This window comes from Lactimicrobium massiliense, from assembly GCF_900343155.1.
In the GTDB taxonomy this organism is placed as follows: Bacteria; Bacillota_I; Bacilli_A; order Erysipelotrichales; family Erysipelotrichaceae; genus Bulleidia; species Bulleidia massiliensis.
The window spans coordinates 277,652-293,073 of the sequence record NZ_OUNG01000001.1 but is presented as its reverse complement, the minus strand read 5'-3'; the positions used below and the strand labels follow the sequence as shown (position 1 = coordinate 293,073).

General features: G+C 49.3%; 15 protein-coding genes and 1 tRNA gene. 11 read left to right on the top strand and 5 right to left on the bottom strand.

What is annotated here, in order from left to right; translation table 11 throughout:
• Position 1 precedes the first annotated feature (1 nt).
• Complete coding sequence (locus DHU66_RS01440) at positions 2-1,819, top strand: ABC transporter ATP-binding protein (protein ID WP_108774123.1); 1,818 nt, start codon at positions 2-4, stop codon at positions 1,817-1,819.
• A gap of 59 nt (positions 1,820-1,878) precedes the next feature.
• On the opposite strand, the gene DHU66_RS12100 is transcribed toward DHU66_RS01440, so the two are convergent.
• The 4 genes from DHU66_RS12100 to DHU66_RS01425 form a co-directional block, all read right to left on the bottom strand.
• Positions 1,879-2,019 carry a hypothetical protein gene (locus tag DHU66_RS12100; RefSeq protein WP_167836199.1) on the bottom strand — a complete coding sequence of 47 codons (141 nt, stop codon included), beginning with the start codon at positions 2,017-2,019 and terminating at the stop codon, positions 1,879-1,881.
• 97 nt (positions 2,020-2,116) lie between these two features.
• Positions 2,117-2,201: transfer RNA gene (locus DHU66_RS01435), tRNA-Leu, on the bottom strand.
• A gap of 78 nt (positions 2,202-2,279) precedes the next feature.
• Positions 2,280-2,858: an HAD domain-containing protein gene (locus tag DHU66_RS01430; protein ID WP_108774122.1), complete on the bottom strand. Its 579-nt coding sequence runs from the start codon at positions 2,856-2,858 to the stop codon at positions 2,280-2,282.
• Positions 2,846-3,766, bottom strand: a complete 921-nt coding sequence (locus DHU66_RS01425; protein ID WP_108774121.1) for a PfkB family carbohydrate kinase — start codon at positions 3,764-3,766, stop codon at positions 2,846-2,848. Before DHU66_RS01425 ends, DHU66_RS01430 begins: the two co-directional genes overlap by 13 nt.
• 207 nt (positions 3,767-3,973) lie before the next feature.
• Between DHU66_RS01425 and DHU66_RS01420 the strand changes: the two genes are divergently transcribed.
• The 8 genes from DHU66_RS01420 to DHU66_RS01385 all read left to right on the top strand — a co-directional run bounded on the left by DHU66_RS01420 (position 3,974) and on the right by DHU66_RS01385 (position 11,555).
• The gene (locus DHU66_RS01420) at positions 3,974-5,122 is read left to right on the top strand and encodes an ABC transporter substrate-binding protein (protein ID WP_209451710.1); all 1,149 of its coding nucleotides are present in this window, start codon (positions 3,974-3,976) and stop codon (positions 5,120-5,122) included.
• Complete coding sequence (locus tag DHU66_RS01415) at positions 5,122-6,138, top strand: FecCD family ABC transporter permease (protein WP_108774120.1); 1,017 nt, start codon at positions 5,122-5,124, stop codon at positions 6,136-6,138. Before DHU66_RS01420 ends, DHU66_RS01415 begins: the two co-directional genes overlap by 1 nt.
• Positions 6,135-6,920 carry an ABC transporter ATP-binding protein gene (locus tag DHU66_RS01410; protein ID WP_108774119.1) on the top strand — a complete coding sequence of 262 codons (786 nt, stop codon included), beginning with the start codon at positions 6,135-6,137 and terminating at the stop codon, positions 6,918-6,920. Before DHU66_RS01415 ends, DHU66_RS01410 begins: the two co-directional genes overlap by 4 nt.
• Positions 6,921-7,009: 89 nt before the next feature.
• Positions 7,010-7,417 (top strand): hypothetical protein, encoded by a 408-nt coding sequence (locus DHU66_RS01405; RefSeq protein ID WP_108774118.1) that lies wholly within the window; start codon positions 7,010-7,012, stop codon positions 7,415-7,417.
• Positions 7,404-7,847 (top strand): hypothetical protein, encoded by a 444-nt coding sequence (locus tag DHU66_RS01400; RefSeq protein WP_108774117.1) that lies wholly within the window; start codon positions 7,404-7,406, stop codon positions 7,845-7,847. Before DHU66_RS01405 ends, DHU66_RS01400 begins: the two co-directional genes overlap by 14 nt.
• 74 nt (positions 7,848-7,921) lie before the next feature.
• Positions 7,922-9,259: a C1 family peptidase gene (locus tag DHU66_RS01395; protein WP_209451709.1), complete on the top strand. Its 1,338-nt coding sequence runs from the start codon at positions 7,922-7,924 to the stop codon at positions 9,257-9,259.
• A gap of 75 nt (positions 9,260-9,334) precedes the next feature.
• Positions 9,335-10,636, top strand: a complete 1,302-nt coding sequence (gene rimO, locus DHU66_RS01390; RefSeq protein ID WP_108774478.1) for a 30S ribosomal protein S12 methylthiotransferase RimO — start codon at positions 9,335-9,337, stop codon at positions 10,634-10,636.
• Between the two features lie 16 nt (positions 10,637-10,652).
• The gene (locus DHU66_RS01385; protein WP_108774115.1) at positions 10,653-11,555 is read left to right on the top strand and encodes an ROK family protein; all 903 of its coding nucleotides are present in this window, start codon (positions 10,653-10,655) and stop codon (positions 11,553-11,555) included.
• Positions 11,556-11,734: 179 nt separating this feature from the next.
• Here DHU66_RS01385 and DHU66_RS01380 read toward each other — a convergent pair whose 3' ends face one another.
• Positions 11,735-13,006: a DDE-type integrase/transposase/recombinase gene (locus DHU66_RS01380; protein WP_108774114.1), complete on the bottom strand. Its 1,272-nt coding sequence runs from the start codon at positions 13,004-13,006 to the stop codon at positions 11,735-11,737.
• 95 nt (positions 13,007-13,101) lie between these two features.
• On the opposite strand from DHU66_RS01380, the gene DHU66_RS01375 reads away from it, so the two are divergent.
• Positions 13,102-14,601 carry a DUF2779 domain-containing protein gene (locus DHU66_RS01375; protein WP_108774113.1) on the top strand — a complete coding sequence of 500 codons (1,500 nt, stop codon included), beginning with the start codon at positions 13,102-13,104 and terminating at the stop codon, positions 14,599-14,601.
• Positions 14,602-14,750: 149 nt separating this feature from the next.
• Entirely contained in the window at positions 14,751-15,287 is a 537-nt protein-coding gene (hpf, locus tag DHU66_RS01370) for a ribosome hibernation-promoting factor, HPF/YfiA family (protein WP_108774112.1), read from the top strand.
• Positions 15,288-15,422: the final 135 nt, after the last annotated feature.

Sequence of the window (15,422 nt, the reverse complement as noted above, 5' to 3'; positions counted from 1 at the left end):
CATGGAAGAAAAGACAGAAAAGAAAACAAAGATCCTGCCATGGTTCGGACTCGTCCGTCTGTGGCCGTATATCCGCCAGTTCAAGGCGGAAATCATCGTGACAATGGTTCTGACCATTGCTGCTACGGCAATTGACGCCGCCTGGCCGTTATTCAACCGCTATGCCCTGAATCACTTCATCGGTGAAAAGACCATGGATACGCTGTGGTACTTTGTGGCAGCCTATGTCGTCTTACTGCTGTTTCAGATCCTTTTGAACTTTATTTCGATCTACCATACCGGCCGCATTGAGATGACCGTTGACCGTGATCTGCGCAATGATGCCTTCACGCATCTGCAGACACTGTCTTTCTCCTTTTTCAACCAGAACAATGTAGGCTATCTCCATGCCAGGGTAATGAGCGATACCGGCAAAATCGGTGAAATGGTAGCCTGGCGGTTGATGGATCTGGCATGGAATGGCAGCTACCTGATCTTTATCTTTGCAGTCATGTTCAGAATTCAGGCAAAACTCGCTCTGATGGTCATTGTGATCGTACCGCTGGCGGTGATTGCCATTGCCTGGTTTCAGAAACATCTGCTGGCTGGCAACCGGAAGATCCGTGAGCTCAACTCCACCATTACCAGCGACTTCAACGAAGGCATTACCGGTGCCCGTTCCATCAAGACACTGGTCATTGAAGACCTGATGAATGATGATTTCCAGAAAGATACGGATCACATGTTCACCCAGAGTGTCCATACAGCCAGATACAGTGCGGCTTTGATTTCACTGTTAACAATGATGAGCTCACTGGTGCTGGCGGTTGTACTGACCAAGGGCGGTCAGCTGACCAGCAGCGGACTGATCATGCTGGGCACATTGTCGGTATTCATGTCTTATGCGTTAAACATGGTAGAACCGGTGCAGATGATCATTGAAACCATCTCTGCTTTGATCTCCATTCAGGTCAATATTGAGCGTTTTGTCAATCTCATGGAGACAAAGTCGGATGTTGCCGACAGTCCGGAAGTCATTGCAAAGTATGGCGATACGTTTCATCCGAAGAAGGAAAACTGGGAACCGCTGTATGGCGATGTTGAATTCAAGGATGTCTCATTCCGCTATCCTGATGGTACTGAATGGATTCTGCAGCACTTCAATCTGAAGGTGCCGCAGGGAACCAATGTTGCGATTGTAGGTGAAACCGGTGCCGGCAAATCCACGCTCGTGAATCTTGTCTGCCGCTTCTATGAGCCGACTGAAGGACAGGTTCTGATTGATGGACGGGATGCCAGAGAGCGTTCTCAGCTCTGGCTGCATGCCAATATCGGTTATGTTCTCCAGCAGCCACATCTGTTCTCCGGATCTATCCGTGACAATTTGCGCTATGGAAAGCCTGACGCTTCTGATGAAGAGATCTGGAAAGCACTGGAGGCAGTGGATGCAGCAGATGTTGTCAGACGCATGGAAAAAGGACTGGACAGCGATGTCGGCGAAGGTGGAGATCTGCTTTCCGTAGGTGAAAAACAATTGCTTTCATTTGCCAGAGCATTGCTGTGCAATCCAAGAATCCTGGTGTTGGATGAAGCAACTTCCTCCATTGATACGGTCACAGAGAAAAAGATTCAGAATGCAGTATCGAAAATCATCCAGGGAAGAACATCCTTTATGATTGCACATCGTTTGTCCACAGTTGTGGATGCGGATGTCATCCTTGCCGTAAAAGATGGAAAGATTGTTGAAAGAGGCACACATAAACAGCTGATGGCAGAAAAGGGCTATTACTATGAGCTGTATACCCGGCAGTTTGCCAGCATGGCTGCAGATCTCATCTGATGCAGAAAAGTCAGAAATAAATATTACTGTCTGATCAATGAAGACGAAAAAGCTGAGGATTACTGTATCTCCTCAGCTTTTCTGATGGTTTCTTCCATCGCCGCTCTGATCACTTCGGACTGGGAAACGCAAAGCTTCTTGCAGGCGGCTTTGAACTCTTCAGTGAATTCTTTCTTGTACTGCACATTGATGCGCCCCATGTTCTTCTTTGCCTAATCGTTGATGTATTTTGACTGATTGAATTCTCCGGATGCTTTTTTAGGCATGAAAAAAAGCCCTCTTCCGAGGACTTCTTTATGGTGCGGATAACAGAATTCGAATCTGCACGAGTCTCCCCACTGACACCTGAAATCAGCGCGTCTACCAGTTCCGCCATATCCGCATTGCTTCGCTATTATACGATAGCCCTGAATCAATGTCCAGCACTTTTTTCAAATTTCTTGTCAGAGATTTGTAAATCTTACTTTTGTGTTATCGGGAAAAGGCGTTGATCCTGCAGGATCTGCCGTGCTTTTTCGTCCTGTTTTTCATCATAGCCATGCATGGAATCACAATGTACAAGATATTTGTACAGATGCGGCATGGACATATCATCCAGAATTAGAAAACCGCTGTAATCCGGATGTTCCTGCAGATACTGCAGGATGAGTTCTTCCCGGGTTTTACCAATGACATCGGATGTCATGCCGGTGACTTTGACATTCTGATCCAGGCCGCCTTTGACCAGATAATCCTGGCAATAGGCAAGACCGGAATAACGCCATGAGGAAGAAATGATCAGATTGATATCATAGTCCAGACAGAGTGAGGATAATCTTTTCAGGCAGTCTTCATCTGAAAACTGGAAGGGGACATTCTGTTTGCTTAATTGCACTAGGTGTTCATATTGGGGTGAACCAGGTGGATAAAAGACATTGATGACACCGTCAAAGTCCAGGAAGGCATAAATCTTTGATCTCCCGTTTTGTCTGTTATGGGCAGCAGTTCTTTCACACTGATGCAAGGCATGCATCAGCTTCAGGGTATCTATGCTTTCCATGTCAGTATATGCACCAGGCGCTGCTTTTGTTCCTGCCAGTCAAATTCTTCCATGACACCCTTGTTTTTGACAAAGCGCAGGGTGAGATCACGCGCAAACATGACGGCATTGCGCAGATCCGAACCACTTGCCATCGCAGCAGCAAATGCCGCCGCACATGTATCGAGCTGTTCCTGGTTCCAGGATGCCATCTCATCCTCATCCGGTGTGCGCAGCTGCTGGCTGCCATCCTCCACATACAGGCCTTCTTTTCCGGTATAGACAATCACTGGGGCATCTGTTTCTTTCTGCAGCAATTTTGCGGCTTTGGCAATATCACTGCCTGTGCCTGCCCATGCCAGAAGATCTGTTGCCGGCAGAAATACCATCGGCTTCATGCCCAGGACCGATGCCAGAATATCTTTGTCCATCTTGTCTAAGCCAGCCGAGGCATTCAAGAAGACAGGACATTCCAGCCAGCTCAGTGTTTCCAGCATGGTGTCCGCATCCGGCCCGCTTAACAGATCATCTGCCAGCACCAGACTGTTGTAATCTTTGCCATCTTCATAGGCCATCCAGTCTTCATCAAAACTGTATTCCGCCCCGGGCACATCCATTTCTGCCTGTCTGCCCTGATCATCAATCAGATGATAGGTGCAGCCCTGAATGTCATCGCTCTCATGCATCAGCGGCAGTTGTTCTTTCTCTGCCATCTGCTTTACCGCATCGCCATAGACACCGTTGCCGGCACATGCCAGCAGTTCATAGGGCAGATGCAGGCCGTTCCATACCCGGCCCATATACGTGCCTGCCCCGCCAAGATGCTGGCTTAAAGAAACAGGTTCAATATCCTCATTTCCTTTTGGCAGCTGATGAACGTGGCCGCGCAGATCACATGTCACAGCTGCCGCCGCAAGTATTTTCTTCATATGATTCCTCCGTGTTCATTATAGCAGTTTCATTCTTTCTCCAAGGTGTGCGGCTTTTCTTTCTGCGGTTTCAACGTATAATAGGACTGCAAGATCTGATGGCAAAGAGAAATCTGCGTCAGAAGAGATAGAATCCAGCAAGCAATGGCTCTTCTGCCTCTTTGGCATGCAGAAGAGCCTTTTCAGACTTGAGATGGGAGAGTAGAAATGAAACTCATGAAACGGATTTGCAGCATCGTACTGGCAGTGACGATGCTGGCTGGCTGCGGAACAGCCAGTACTGCCAAGACAACGGCAAGTGCCTCTGCCAGTGCTTCTGCTTCCGCAATTCCTGCTGAAGTAACCATCACTGACCATGCGGACCGTACGGTTACGGTGCCAACGGATCCTGAGAAAGTAGCGATCCTTGATATTTATCCGCTGCCTTCTCTGCTGACTGTGTACCTGAACAGTGCAGATTCCATTGTTGCCATGGAGCCGGTATCCATGAATGCGGCCAAGGCGGGCATTCTCAGCCAGCTGTATCCGGATATTCTCAACGTGAACACGGATATCATGAATGGTGATGATGTCAACATGGAAGCTCTTGCGGCTCTGCAGCCGGATGTTGTCTTCTACAACGCTGCCAAAAAGGATGAAGCACAGCAGCTCGAAGATGCGGGTCTGACCGCTGTAGGCATCTCTGCTACCAAGTTCAGCTATGATGCCATCAAGACCTATCAGGAATGGATGTCTCTGCTGGATCAGATTTATCCGGATTATGCCGGCAAGCGCGGCACGCAGGCAGGCGATTATGCCAGCCAGGTCTACAATGATGTCCAGGACAAGGTCAAGGATGTCACCGACAAGCAGAAAGTTCTGTTCCTGTACCAGTATGACGATACAGCCATGGTGACTTCATCTTCCAAGTTCTTCGGCCAGTGGTGGTGTGATGCCGTTGGGGCCGCCAACGTTGCCCAGGATGTACCGGCAGATAATATGAATGCCAAGATCACGATGGAACAGGTCTATGAATGGAACCCGGATGTCATCATCATCACCAACTTCACCAAGACAACACCGGATGATCTGTATAACAATGCGGTTGGTTCTGATGACTGGTCCAGTGTCAAGGCTGTCCAGGACAAGCGCGTCTACAAGATGCCGCTCGGCGTTTACCGCACCTATACGCCTGGTATTGATACACCATTGACACTGGAATGGCTTGCCCAGGCTGTCTATCCGGATCTGTTCTCTGATGTGGATGTGGCTTCTGATGTCAGGGATTACTACAACAAGCTGTTTGGCGTGACACTGACAGACGATCAGATTTCTGCCATGTACACACCGAACCGTGACGCCGGCAGCTGGAACTGATGCTGAAACAGGACGGAAGGAAAACGTATCCGTGGATCATGGCAGCTGGTATTGTGCTACTGGTGATCTGTACCTGCATCGCTCTTGGCACCGGTCAGTACCATGTTCCCATCAAGGATGTGATTTCCATTCTGATGGGACATGGTTCGCAGCTTGCCAATGCCGAAAAGGTGATCCTGAACCTGCGCCTGCCCAGAATCTTCTTCAGCATGCTGGCAGGGGCAGGCCTGGGGGCATCCGGTGCTGCCTTCCAGTCCCTGTTTGCCAATCCCCTTGCCACGCCTGATACATTAGGCACCGCGTCCGGTGCCAGCTTCGGTGCTGCCCTGGGCATTCTGCTTGGAATGAACAGCGCCGGCATCGAAATGCTGGCGATGCTGGCAGGCATTGGCGCAGTTCTACTTGTCTTCCTTGTCGGCCGCTCCAGAAACAATACCGGCAGCACCATGATCATGGTTGTTCTGGCAGGCCTGGTGATCTCCTCACTGTTCAATGCCATGGTATCCTTTGTCAAATACATCGCCGATCCAAACGATGTACTGCCATCGATTACCTTCTGGCTGATGGGCAGCTTCTCCGGGATCACGGTCCGCTCACTCAGGCTGCTTTCACCAATCCTTGCATCTGGAACAATTCTGCTGTTTCTGATGCGAAACCGCCTGAACACACTGTCTCTGCCTGAAGAAGAGGCAAGAAGCCTTGGGATCAATCTGCCATTGACAAGAGGACTTGTTATTCTGGCTTCAGCCGGTGTTACTGCCGGCATTGTGGCAGGATGCGGACTGATCGGATGGGTAGGACTTTTGATACCGCACATGTGCCGGATGCTGTTTGGCAACAACAATGCCCGCATGATTCCAGGCTCGATTGTCTTTGGTGCCTTGTTCATGTTAATCACAGATACCGTGGCACGCACACTGACTGCTGCTGAAATTCCGGTCTCGATCCTGACCAGCCTGATCGGGGCACCGCTGTTCATCTTCCTGCTGAAAAAGACAGGAGGCATTGCCTCATGAAACTGATGATCAAAGATGGCAGTTTTGCCTATGAAAAGGATCATCCGATCCTGCGGAATATTCATTTCTCTGCAGAATCAAGACAGATTGTATCGATTCTCGGCCCTAATGGCGCTGGCAAGACGACGCTGCTGAAATGCATCCTGGGATTTCTGAAATGGCAGGGAAAGGTTCTGCTGGATGACAAACCGGCAGATCAGCTGCATGCCAGGCAGTTCTGGCAGACCTTTGCCTATGTGCCGCAGGCACACAGCCAGGCGTTTCCTTATACGGTCAAAGAAACTGTTCTGCTGGGCCGCAGCATGTATCTTGGCATGTTTGCTTCACCAGGGAAAACAGATGAAGCAGAGGCAGAAAAAGCCATGGAAATGGCCGGCATTACGCATCTTGTCGGCAAATCCTGCGGACAGATCAGCGGCGGAGAACTGCAGCTGGTGCTGATTGCCAGAGCATTGGCGGCCAATCCGAAGATCCTTGTTCTGGATGAACCGGAAACCGGCCTGGATCTGAGCAACCAGCTTGTCATCATGCGGCTGCTGCAGAAGCTTGCCCATGAGAAGGGATTGCTGATCGTGTTCAATACGCACTATCCTGACCATGCTTTGTCTATCAGTGATCAGACACTGCTGCTGCATAAGGATGGCAGAGCGCTCTATGGCCCCGTGGGAGAAATCCTGACGAAGGAAAACATGGAAGAAGCTTTTGGCGTCAGGGTTGTGATCGCCCATGCATCACAGGACGGCAAAGAGTATCAGGCCATGATTCCAACTAATATCAGATGACAGTACACAGATGGGAAAAATTTCCTGTCTGTGTTTTTTTCTTCAGGGAATCTGCGTCATTGCCGCCTATAGAGAAGCAGGAGGCGAATATGAACAGAAGTGAGATCAATCAGGCGTATGTAGCCAACAAGGTAAAGGATTTCAAGCGGCAGGCGGCATCCTATGACATCTGCCGGAAGTGGGTGCAGCAGCTGGAGAAAAGATATCCGTGGCTGTGCGGGGATCAGGTGCAGGATGCAGGCTATCAGCACGGAAAAGCACAGGCTGAAATCTGGCGGCAGTATATGTATCTGCGCCGGCAGATGTCCAAGGTGGAACAGGTGCTGGATGGCATTGAGAAAAAACATGGCCTGATTGCCAGGCAGATTGTTTTTCTGCAGTATGTGGAAAGGGAAAAGCAGAAGGTGCTGTCGGAAGAATACGGCATCTGTCTGCGGACGATGCAGCGCAGTATTCATACGTGGATGGAGGATGCCTTTGCATATGAGGCAGAATGAGGCAAACAGACAGTTCCGCAAGGCAGTGCAGCGCTATCGGGATGCTGTGCAGAGAGTTCATATTCTGCAGCAGCAGAAAAAAGAAATTGCCTACCGGGCCAACGGTGTGCATGCGGTGCGGTTTGAACGCCAGGGTTCCAGAACGTATGATCCGCTGCTGTGGATTGAGAAAAATGCGGTTAATCAGCAGAAGATTTCGGAATGCATGCGGCAGATGGATACCTTTGAAAGCATGATGTCCATGATTGATGCATCCGCTGCCTGTCTGCTGTGGCAGGTATACATCGATCACAGGACATGGAAACAGGCCGCTGAAAATCTGGGCATGAGCAGGGATGCGGCCTTCCGCCGCTGTTACCGCAGCATTGTTTACCTGTTTGAACAGGGCATGCTGAAAGCAGAAGAACTGCCAGTTGGCATTGACAGTTAAAAAGAGTAAACTTCTTTGTATCAGCACTGCTGAAATTAGAGAGGAGATCTGTTTCGTGGAAGGAAACAGGAATCATGTCAATGAAATCAATCAGTGAAAGTGCACTTGCATCCATGCGTCATGCGTACACAGAAAACGATAAGGCAAGAGTTGTCAGAAATGCCCTTGTCAAGAATGATGTCAGCACCATCAGCCGCGTTTTTGAGGCTGAAAATGCCAATCCCAATATCTTTTCCGTCGATCTGAAGACCATGCCGGTAACCAACCAGCTGCAGTCCGGACGCTGCTGGATTTTCTCGGCAATGAATGTTCTGCGTGAAAAGATCGGCCATAAGTATGACATCAAGGAGTTTGAACTGTCCCAGAACTTCATCGCTTTCTATGACAAGCTGGAAAAAGCCAACTGGTTCATGGGCTGCGTGGAGAATGAACTGGACAGTGATCTCAACAGTCCGGAACTTCGTTATCTTCTGGATTTTGCCGTGGGTGACGGCGGTCAGTGGAACATGCTTGTGTCCATTGTCAGAAAGTATGGACTCTGCCCGAAGGAGGCGATGAAGGAGACGTATTCTTCTTCCCATACAAGAAATGTGAATGGCATTCTCAACCAGCGTCTGCGCAGATTTGCGGCTGATGCCAGAAGGGCAGCCGCAGACGGTGACAGGGACAAGGTGAATGCCCTGCATGAACAGGCACTTTCTGAGATCTATGGCCTGCTGGCAGACTGCTTTGGCTTACCGCCGAAGGAATTCACGTTTGCCTATCGTGACAGCAAGGATGAATATCATGTCAGCTACCATGTCACGCCGCTTCAGTTCTATCAGAAGTATCTCAGCGAAGATCTGGAAGACTTCATCAGTGTGATCAATGGACCGACTGCTGACAAGCCATACCATCATGTCTATACTGTCAAGTATCTTGGCAACGTCGCAGACGGCAGCCCGGTCAGACTGCTGAATGTGCCGATGGATGAACTCAAGCAGGGCATCATCGATATGCTGGAAGACGGCCAGCCGGTATGGTTTGGCTGTGACTGCGGTAAAGATGGCGACCGTGAAAGCGGCCTCTGGGATGACAGGCAGTATGACTATGCCAATACTTTTGACATGAACCTCGATATGAGCAAGGAAGATATGCTGGACTACAGACAGAGTGCCATGAACCATGCCATGGTCATCACCGGTGTCAATCTGGATGAAAACGGCCAGCCGGACAGATGGAAGATTGAAAACTCCTGGGGTGATAAGACAGCCAACAAAGGATACTTCATTGCCAGTGATTCCTGGTTTGACAAGTATGTTTATGTGGCAGCCATTGAAAAGAAATACCTCTCCAAGGAAAATCAGGAAGCACTGAAGGAAGAACCTGTGGTTCTTTCCCCATGGGATCCATTTGGAACACTCGCTGATTAACAGCGAACCCTGCACAAAGCAGGGTTTTCTTTTTCTCTTTCTGCAGATAAAATGAGATACCGCGAGGATTATGATATGAAAATTGGAGTTATTTCACTTGGCTGTGCCAAGAATCTGGTGGATACAGAGAATCTGCTGGGCATGCTGAAGTTTTCTCATCAGGAGATTACGACAAGCTATGAAGAGGCAGATGCCATCATCATCAATACATGCGGCTTTATTGAAAGTGCCAAGACAGAAGCCATTGATACCATTCTGGAAATGGCCGATCTCAAGCAGAGACATCTGCAGAAACTGATCGTGATGGGATGCCTTGCCAAACGCTACAAGCCGCAGTTGGAGAAGGAGCTGCCGGAAGTGGATCGTGTCATCTCCATCGATGAATATCCATCTCTGGGCTCGATTCTGACCCAGACACTCGGTGTTCCGATTGCCAATAATTACGGCCTGGTGCCCCGGGTACTGTCAGGCAAGCCATGGATGGCCTACCTGCAGATTGCGGATGGCTGTGACAACCAGTGTGCCTTCTGTGCCATTCCCGGCATCCGCGGCAGACTGCACAGCCGCCCCATGGAAGACATCCTTTCCGAGGCAGAGAGGCTTGCTGCCAATGGCGTCAAGGAGATCACCCTGGTTGCCCAGGATTGTTCCCGCTATGGCTATGACTTTGACCATCAGCTCCATCTGCCTGAGCTGTTGCAGCAGCTGGATGCCATTGAAGGCATTCACTGGATCCGCATGCTGTATCTCTACCCGGATGAAATCCCAGATCATCTGATTGATGTCATGAAGCAGTGCCGTCACATCGTGCCATACTTCGATATTCCCAGCCAGTCCGGCTCAGACCATGTCCTGCACGCTATGCGCCGCAAGACAAGCAGACAGAAGATTCTGGATCTGACCCATAATCTGCGGGAAGCATTCCCGCATGCCATTCTGCGCACAACGCTGATCTCCGGCTTCCCGGGTGAAACCGAAGCAGATCACCAGGAGACACTGGACATGATCCGGCAGGTGCGTTTTGACCGCCTTGGCGTCTTTACGTTCTCGCAGGAAGAAAATACACCGGCTGCCCTGATGGTGGATGATGTGCCCCAGGAGGAAAAGATGCGCCGCCGCCAGGAGATTCTGGATGCACAGGAAGAAATCGGCAGGGCACTGCTGACGGAACGGATTGGCCGTACTGTAGAAGTGCTGGTGGAAAGAAAAGATCCTTTAACTGGCATGTACCTGGGACGCAGTGAAGAATTTGCCCCGGACAATGTGGATGGCACGATTCGTTTCCGCTCTGCGAAAGAATATGTGCCAGGTGCATTTGTTATGGTAAAATTAACAAGAGTAAGCGGACAGAATCTCATTGGAGAAGAAGCCGCATAATACGGGAGGAAATATCATGAAAACCTATATCGGTATTGATCTTGGCGGAACCAATGTCAGAGTTGCCAGGGTTGATGAAACTGGCAAGGTGCTGGCTCAGGTAAAGGGACCGTCCTATGGTCAGGAAGGTCCGGCCAAGGTTATGGCAAATCTGGAAGAAATGGTTCGTGAAATTCCGGACTGGAATGAAGCAGAAGGCATTGGCGTCGGTGTACCAGGCCCGGTAGATACAAAAGCCGGATCCATGGTGCTGTCCACCAACCTGCCTGGCTTTGCCGGCTATCCATTCGCAAGTGAAATGCAGAAACAGTTCGGCATGCCTGCATTCCTTGACAACGATGCCAACGTTGCCGGTCTTGCTGAAGCACTTGTGGGTGCCGGCAAAGGCTACTCGACGGTCTTCTATCTGACCATGTCCACCGGCATTGGCGGTGCCTTGATCGTCAATGGCAGGACTGTCTCTGGCAAGCATGGCTTTGGCGGTGAAGTTGCCAACATCATCATTGACCGCGACCGTGAGAAGGTGAACTACCTCAATGCCGGTGCGGTTGAAAATGAATGCTCCGGCACAGCCATCACGCGCAAAGGCAGAGCTGTCTTTGGCAGCGATGCCATTCCGCATGCTGGTGCTGTGTTTGATCTGGCTGCCAGCGGCAATGAGAAGGCACAGGATATTGTGAAGACCATGGAAGAAGACATGGGCCAGTTCTTTGCAACGGTCGGCTGTGTCTGTGACCCGGATATCTATGTCCTGGGCGGCGGCATGATGAAGAGTGCTGACAAGTTCCTGCCGGGCATCATTGAGAACTACAAGAAGTTCTCTCATGAAGCACTGCGTGATACACCGTTTGTGATTTCCAAGCTGGATGAGCCTGGCATCATCGGTGCTGCGATGCTGCCAAAATCCGCAGGTTTATAATTCTCGATCCGATGATTGATGCAGCAGTCCCGTGTGGGTCTGCTGTTTTCATTTTTGTGGCATATACATCTGTGTGCTACAATAGCCGACGGGATTGACATGAATATTTACCATATTTCTGATGTGTTAAGATTTTTTGAAAATGTCCCATCTTGTTATAAAACTTTGATGCATCACAATCATTTAGTTTTTTCTTCCGCCATCTCATTGAGAACTTTCTGAAGTTCTTTCTCGTTATTAACTGAATAGATTCTGTCGCGCTTCCGCTCCCCAACCTTCATGCATGTGTAATGCTTTCCATATCTTTCAATGTAGATCTCTTCAGTGATCGCATCTTCATATACTGTAATACTCTGCTTCTGATTGAAGCGGACTACCTCTCCATCGCTTGTTACTGCTGTATACAGACTGTTTCCCATTGAGAATACGTTGTTCCTGATCTGCCTCGGATACTCAGCTCTGAAGATTTTCGAAGAGTTGAAGTCAGCGGGTATTGGACGGAACAGATCGTTCGGATCCTTCACCGGATATGAGAATTTCATATTCAGATAGAGCCGATATTTCCTGTTGAACCAGTCATTCAGAAGGTCATAGTTATGAGGAATCTTCCACCGAATCAAATCATTCGGGAGCCTCATCTGCGCGGTGCCGTTGTAGCGTTCCACACGTCCCTTTGCCTGGGAAGAATTGGCAAAGATCATCGTTACTCCCAGCTTATCCATCATTCTGGCAAACTGTGTCGGTGTACCTGCCTTAACGCTGCGAAACACTGAGAATTTATCCGAATACAGCGCTTCCGGAATACCGTAATTCTCCAGAACAAGCTTCATCATACGGGCATATCCGCGTGCACATTCTTCAGGCATGAAGTATCCTGCAAGCACTCTGGTACTGGCATCATCCACTGCAAGATGCAGTACATAGTCTCTTCCGTCATTGAACCAGTCGTAAGGAGTTCCATCAATCTGGACCAGTTCTCCCATATGTGCTCTTGGAGGCCTCGTTGAATGTGTGACGCGGGAGCCGTCCATTCTGATCGGTTTATCTGCAGGGGACTTCCATCCTTCTCTGACAAACAGTTCACGGAACCAGGATTTGCTGCGTTCCTTCAGTCCATACTTCACCACGTCAGCTTCCATATCCTTGTTTCTGATGACGTCTTCCAGATAGATATCCCTGAATTGTGCTATGGTGATAGACGGATACGTCTTCTTAAGTCCCTCAAGGTACCTGATCTCTTGGTCGGAGGCAGTGGTTGCCGGCTTTCTTCCGGTATTGCCGTGAGTTAGGATAGCAGACGTATCCTTTTCCTTTCTTTCGGCAGACAATCGTTCAATCTGCTTCCTGCTGTAACCGCATTGATCAGCTATCCACTGGCATGTAATCTTTGGGTTTGAATCCCTCTGCTGCAGTAATTCCAGAGCCTTGACTTTGTCTTTGATCTTCTTCATCTGGATCACCTCCAGATGAATGCATTAGTTCGGAAGAAACATGAAATCAATGGGACATTTTCATTTGATCACGTGTGGGACATTTTCATTTAACTATGACATACCATATTTCTGATGTAAAAAAATATGCCCGCTGTCCGCACCTCTTCCTGCGTGACCGGCAGGAAAGAAATCAGTCAGGTGCTGCGAAGACGGCATTCATTCCTTTTGTGCGCCTGGATATGCAGGTCAGCGATATCGCTGCCAGAAAACTCGGCATCCATGAAGAGAAAGCTTTTATCGGACAGAAGGGAGATGATCCATCTCTGGCACTTGCGGCCATGAAAGACCATGACTGGCTGATCAAGGCAAGATTTGTCTATGACCGTCTGCGGGTCAAAGCACCATTTCTGCACCGGAATGGGGATGGCTGGGATCTGTACTTTGTATACACGGGCCTGTATCCCATGGCAGATGATATGCTGTTCTATACAGCCATGGTCTGGGTATTGGAACATAACAACATTTCACTCAGGCAGATGTATGTCATCCATCTGAATCCTGACTATGTCCGCCATGGAGATCTGGATCCTGACAAACTGTTTATCATCAGTGACTGCTTTTATAATATCAGCCACAATCCAACCAAACCGGTTAAAGAACAGATTTATGCCCATGCGCGGGATCTGAAACCATTGCTGGACGGCATGGATGCCTGCACCTTTCAAACAGCGGGCGCTCCGGTACATACTTCCAAATGCAATGGCAGAACAAAGTGCCGCTACTATGACATCTGCTTTCCGCATGAAAAAGAAATTCCTGATCATTCCATCCTGACTTTGTCAGCTGCCAGGTATAAATACGACATGGAAAAAGAAGGCCGGATAAGGCTGCGGGATGCGGATGTGGAACGGATTGAAGGCACCCGTATGCAGTATGCCCAGATTCTTGCCGACAAGAACGGTGGTCTGTTTGTTGACAAGGCAGCCCTTTCCACATGGCTGTCACGCATCCATACACCTATTACATACCTTGACTTTGAATGGGAGCGTTTTGCCATTCCGCCCTATGAAGGCATGCGTCCTTATGATGTGCTGCCCTTTGAATACAGTGTCCATGTGCAGGATACCGATGGCAGCATCCGCCACAATGTCTTTCTTGGCATCCATGATGACAGAAAAGCGATGGTGGAGGGACTGCTGCAGGATATTCCACAGGAGGGAACCGTGCTTGCCTACAATGCGGATGCCGCCGAAAAGATCCGCCTGCAGGAACTTGCCCATGACTTTCCGCAATACGCAGATAGACTGCTGGACATTGCCGCAAGACTGGAAGATCTGCAGCTGCCATTTGTGACGGGAACGGTCTATGATGTGCGCATGGGCGGCCAGTGGTCTTTGAAAAAGATCATGGCTATGATGAACGATAAGAGCTACAACGATCTGGCAATCAATCAGGGCATGGAAGCTGTATCCCAATGGCGCCATCTGGATCATGAGGAACATGGTGCCAATGACCAGGACATCATTGACGGCCTGAAGAAATACTGCGGCATGGATTCCTATGCCATGATTGTGGTCTATCACTGGCTGAAAAAAATCGTGAAAGATGGATAGACAATTTCTGAAAATTGACGGCGGCAATGCAGGCATACTCTTTCCAAGAAAAGGCATGGCGGCTATAATAAAAGCAGAGAGGGAAATATCAAGATCATCATTAAAAGCCATGCGCACCGCTATACGTCAATAGACAGGAGGTGTCATATATGCGGTTTGAAATTATTGGTAAGAATGTTTCGGTAACCCCGGCGATGAGGGAACAGATCGAGAAGAAGCTTTCGACACTCGATAAGTATCTTCTGATTGATCCCAACACAATTGCAAGAGTCGTTGCAAGGGTGTATCCGAAGGGACAGAAAGTTGAGGTAACCATCCCGACAAAGGTTGGTATTCTGCGTACAGAAGTTGTGGATGATGACTTCTATGCAGCGGTTGACAGAGCGATTGACAAGCTGGAAGATCAGATCAGAAGGCAGAAGACGCGCCTGTCCAGACGCCACAAGGAAAACCTTGCTGTTGCGTTTGCCCAGGAGGATGAACAGAACGAAGAACAGCAGGAAGTACTCGTCAAGACAAAGGCTATCACAGCGGATGAAATGGATCTGGATGATGCTATTCTGCAGATGGAACTGTCCAACCATGATTTCTACATCTACACAGATGAGGAAACCGGCAAGATTTCCGTTGCCTACCGCCGCAATGATGGCAAGTATGGCCTCATTGAGGTAGATAACAGCAAATGAGTTTCTTCAGGAAGACGCATGCGTCTTCCTTTTTCTATGTCTTCTGGAAGTGGCGAAAGATGCTGCTCCAGAGATGGCGGAAGCCCTTTCTCTTTGCAAAAGCACGCTGATATCATCCCCTCAGGAGGTTATCAA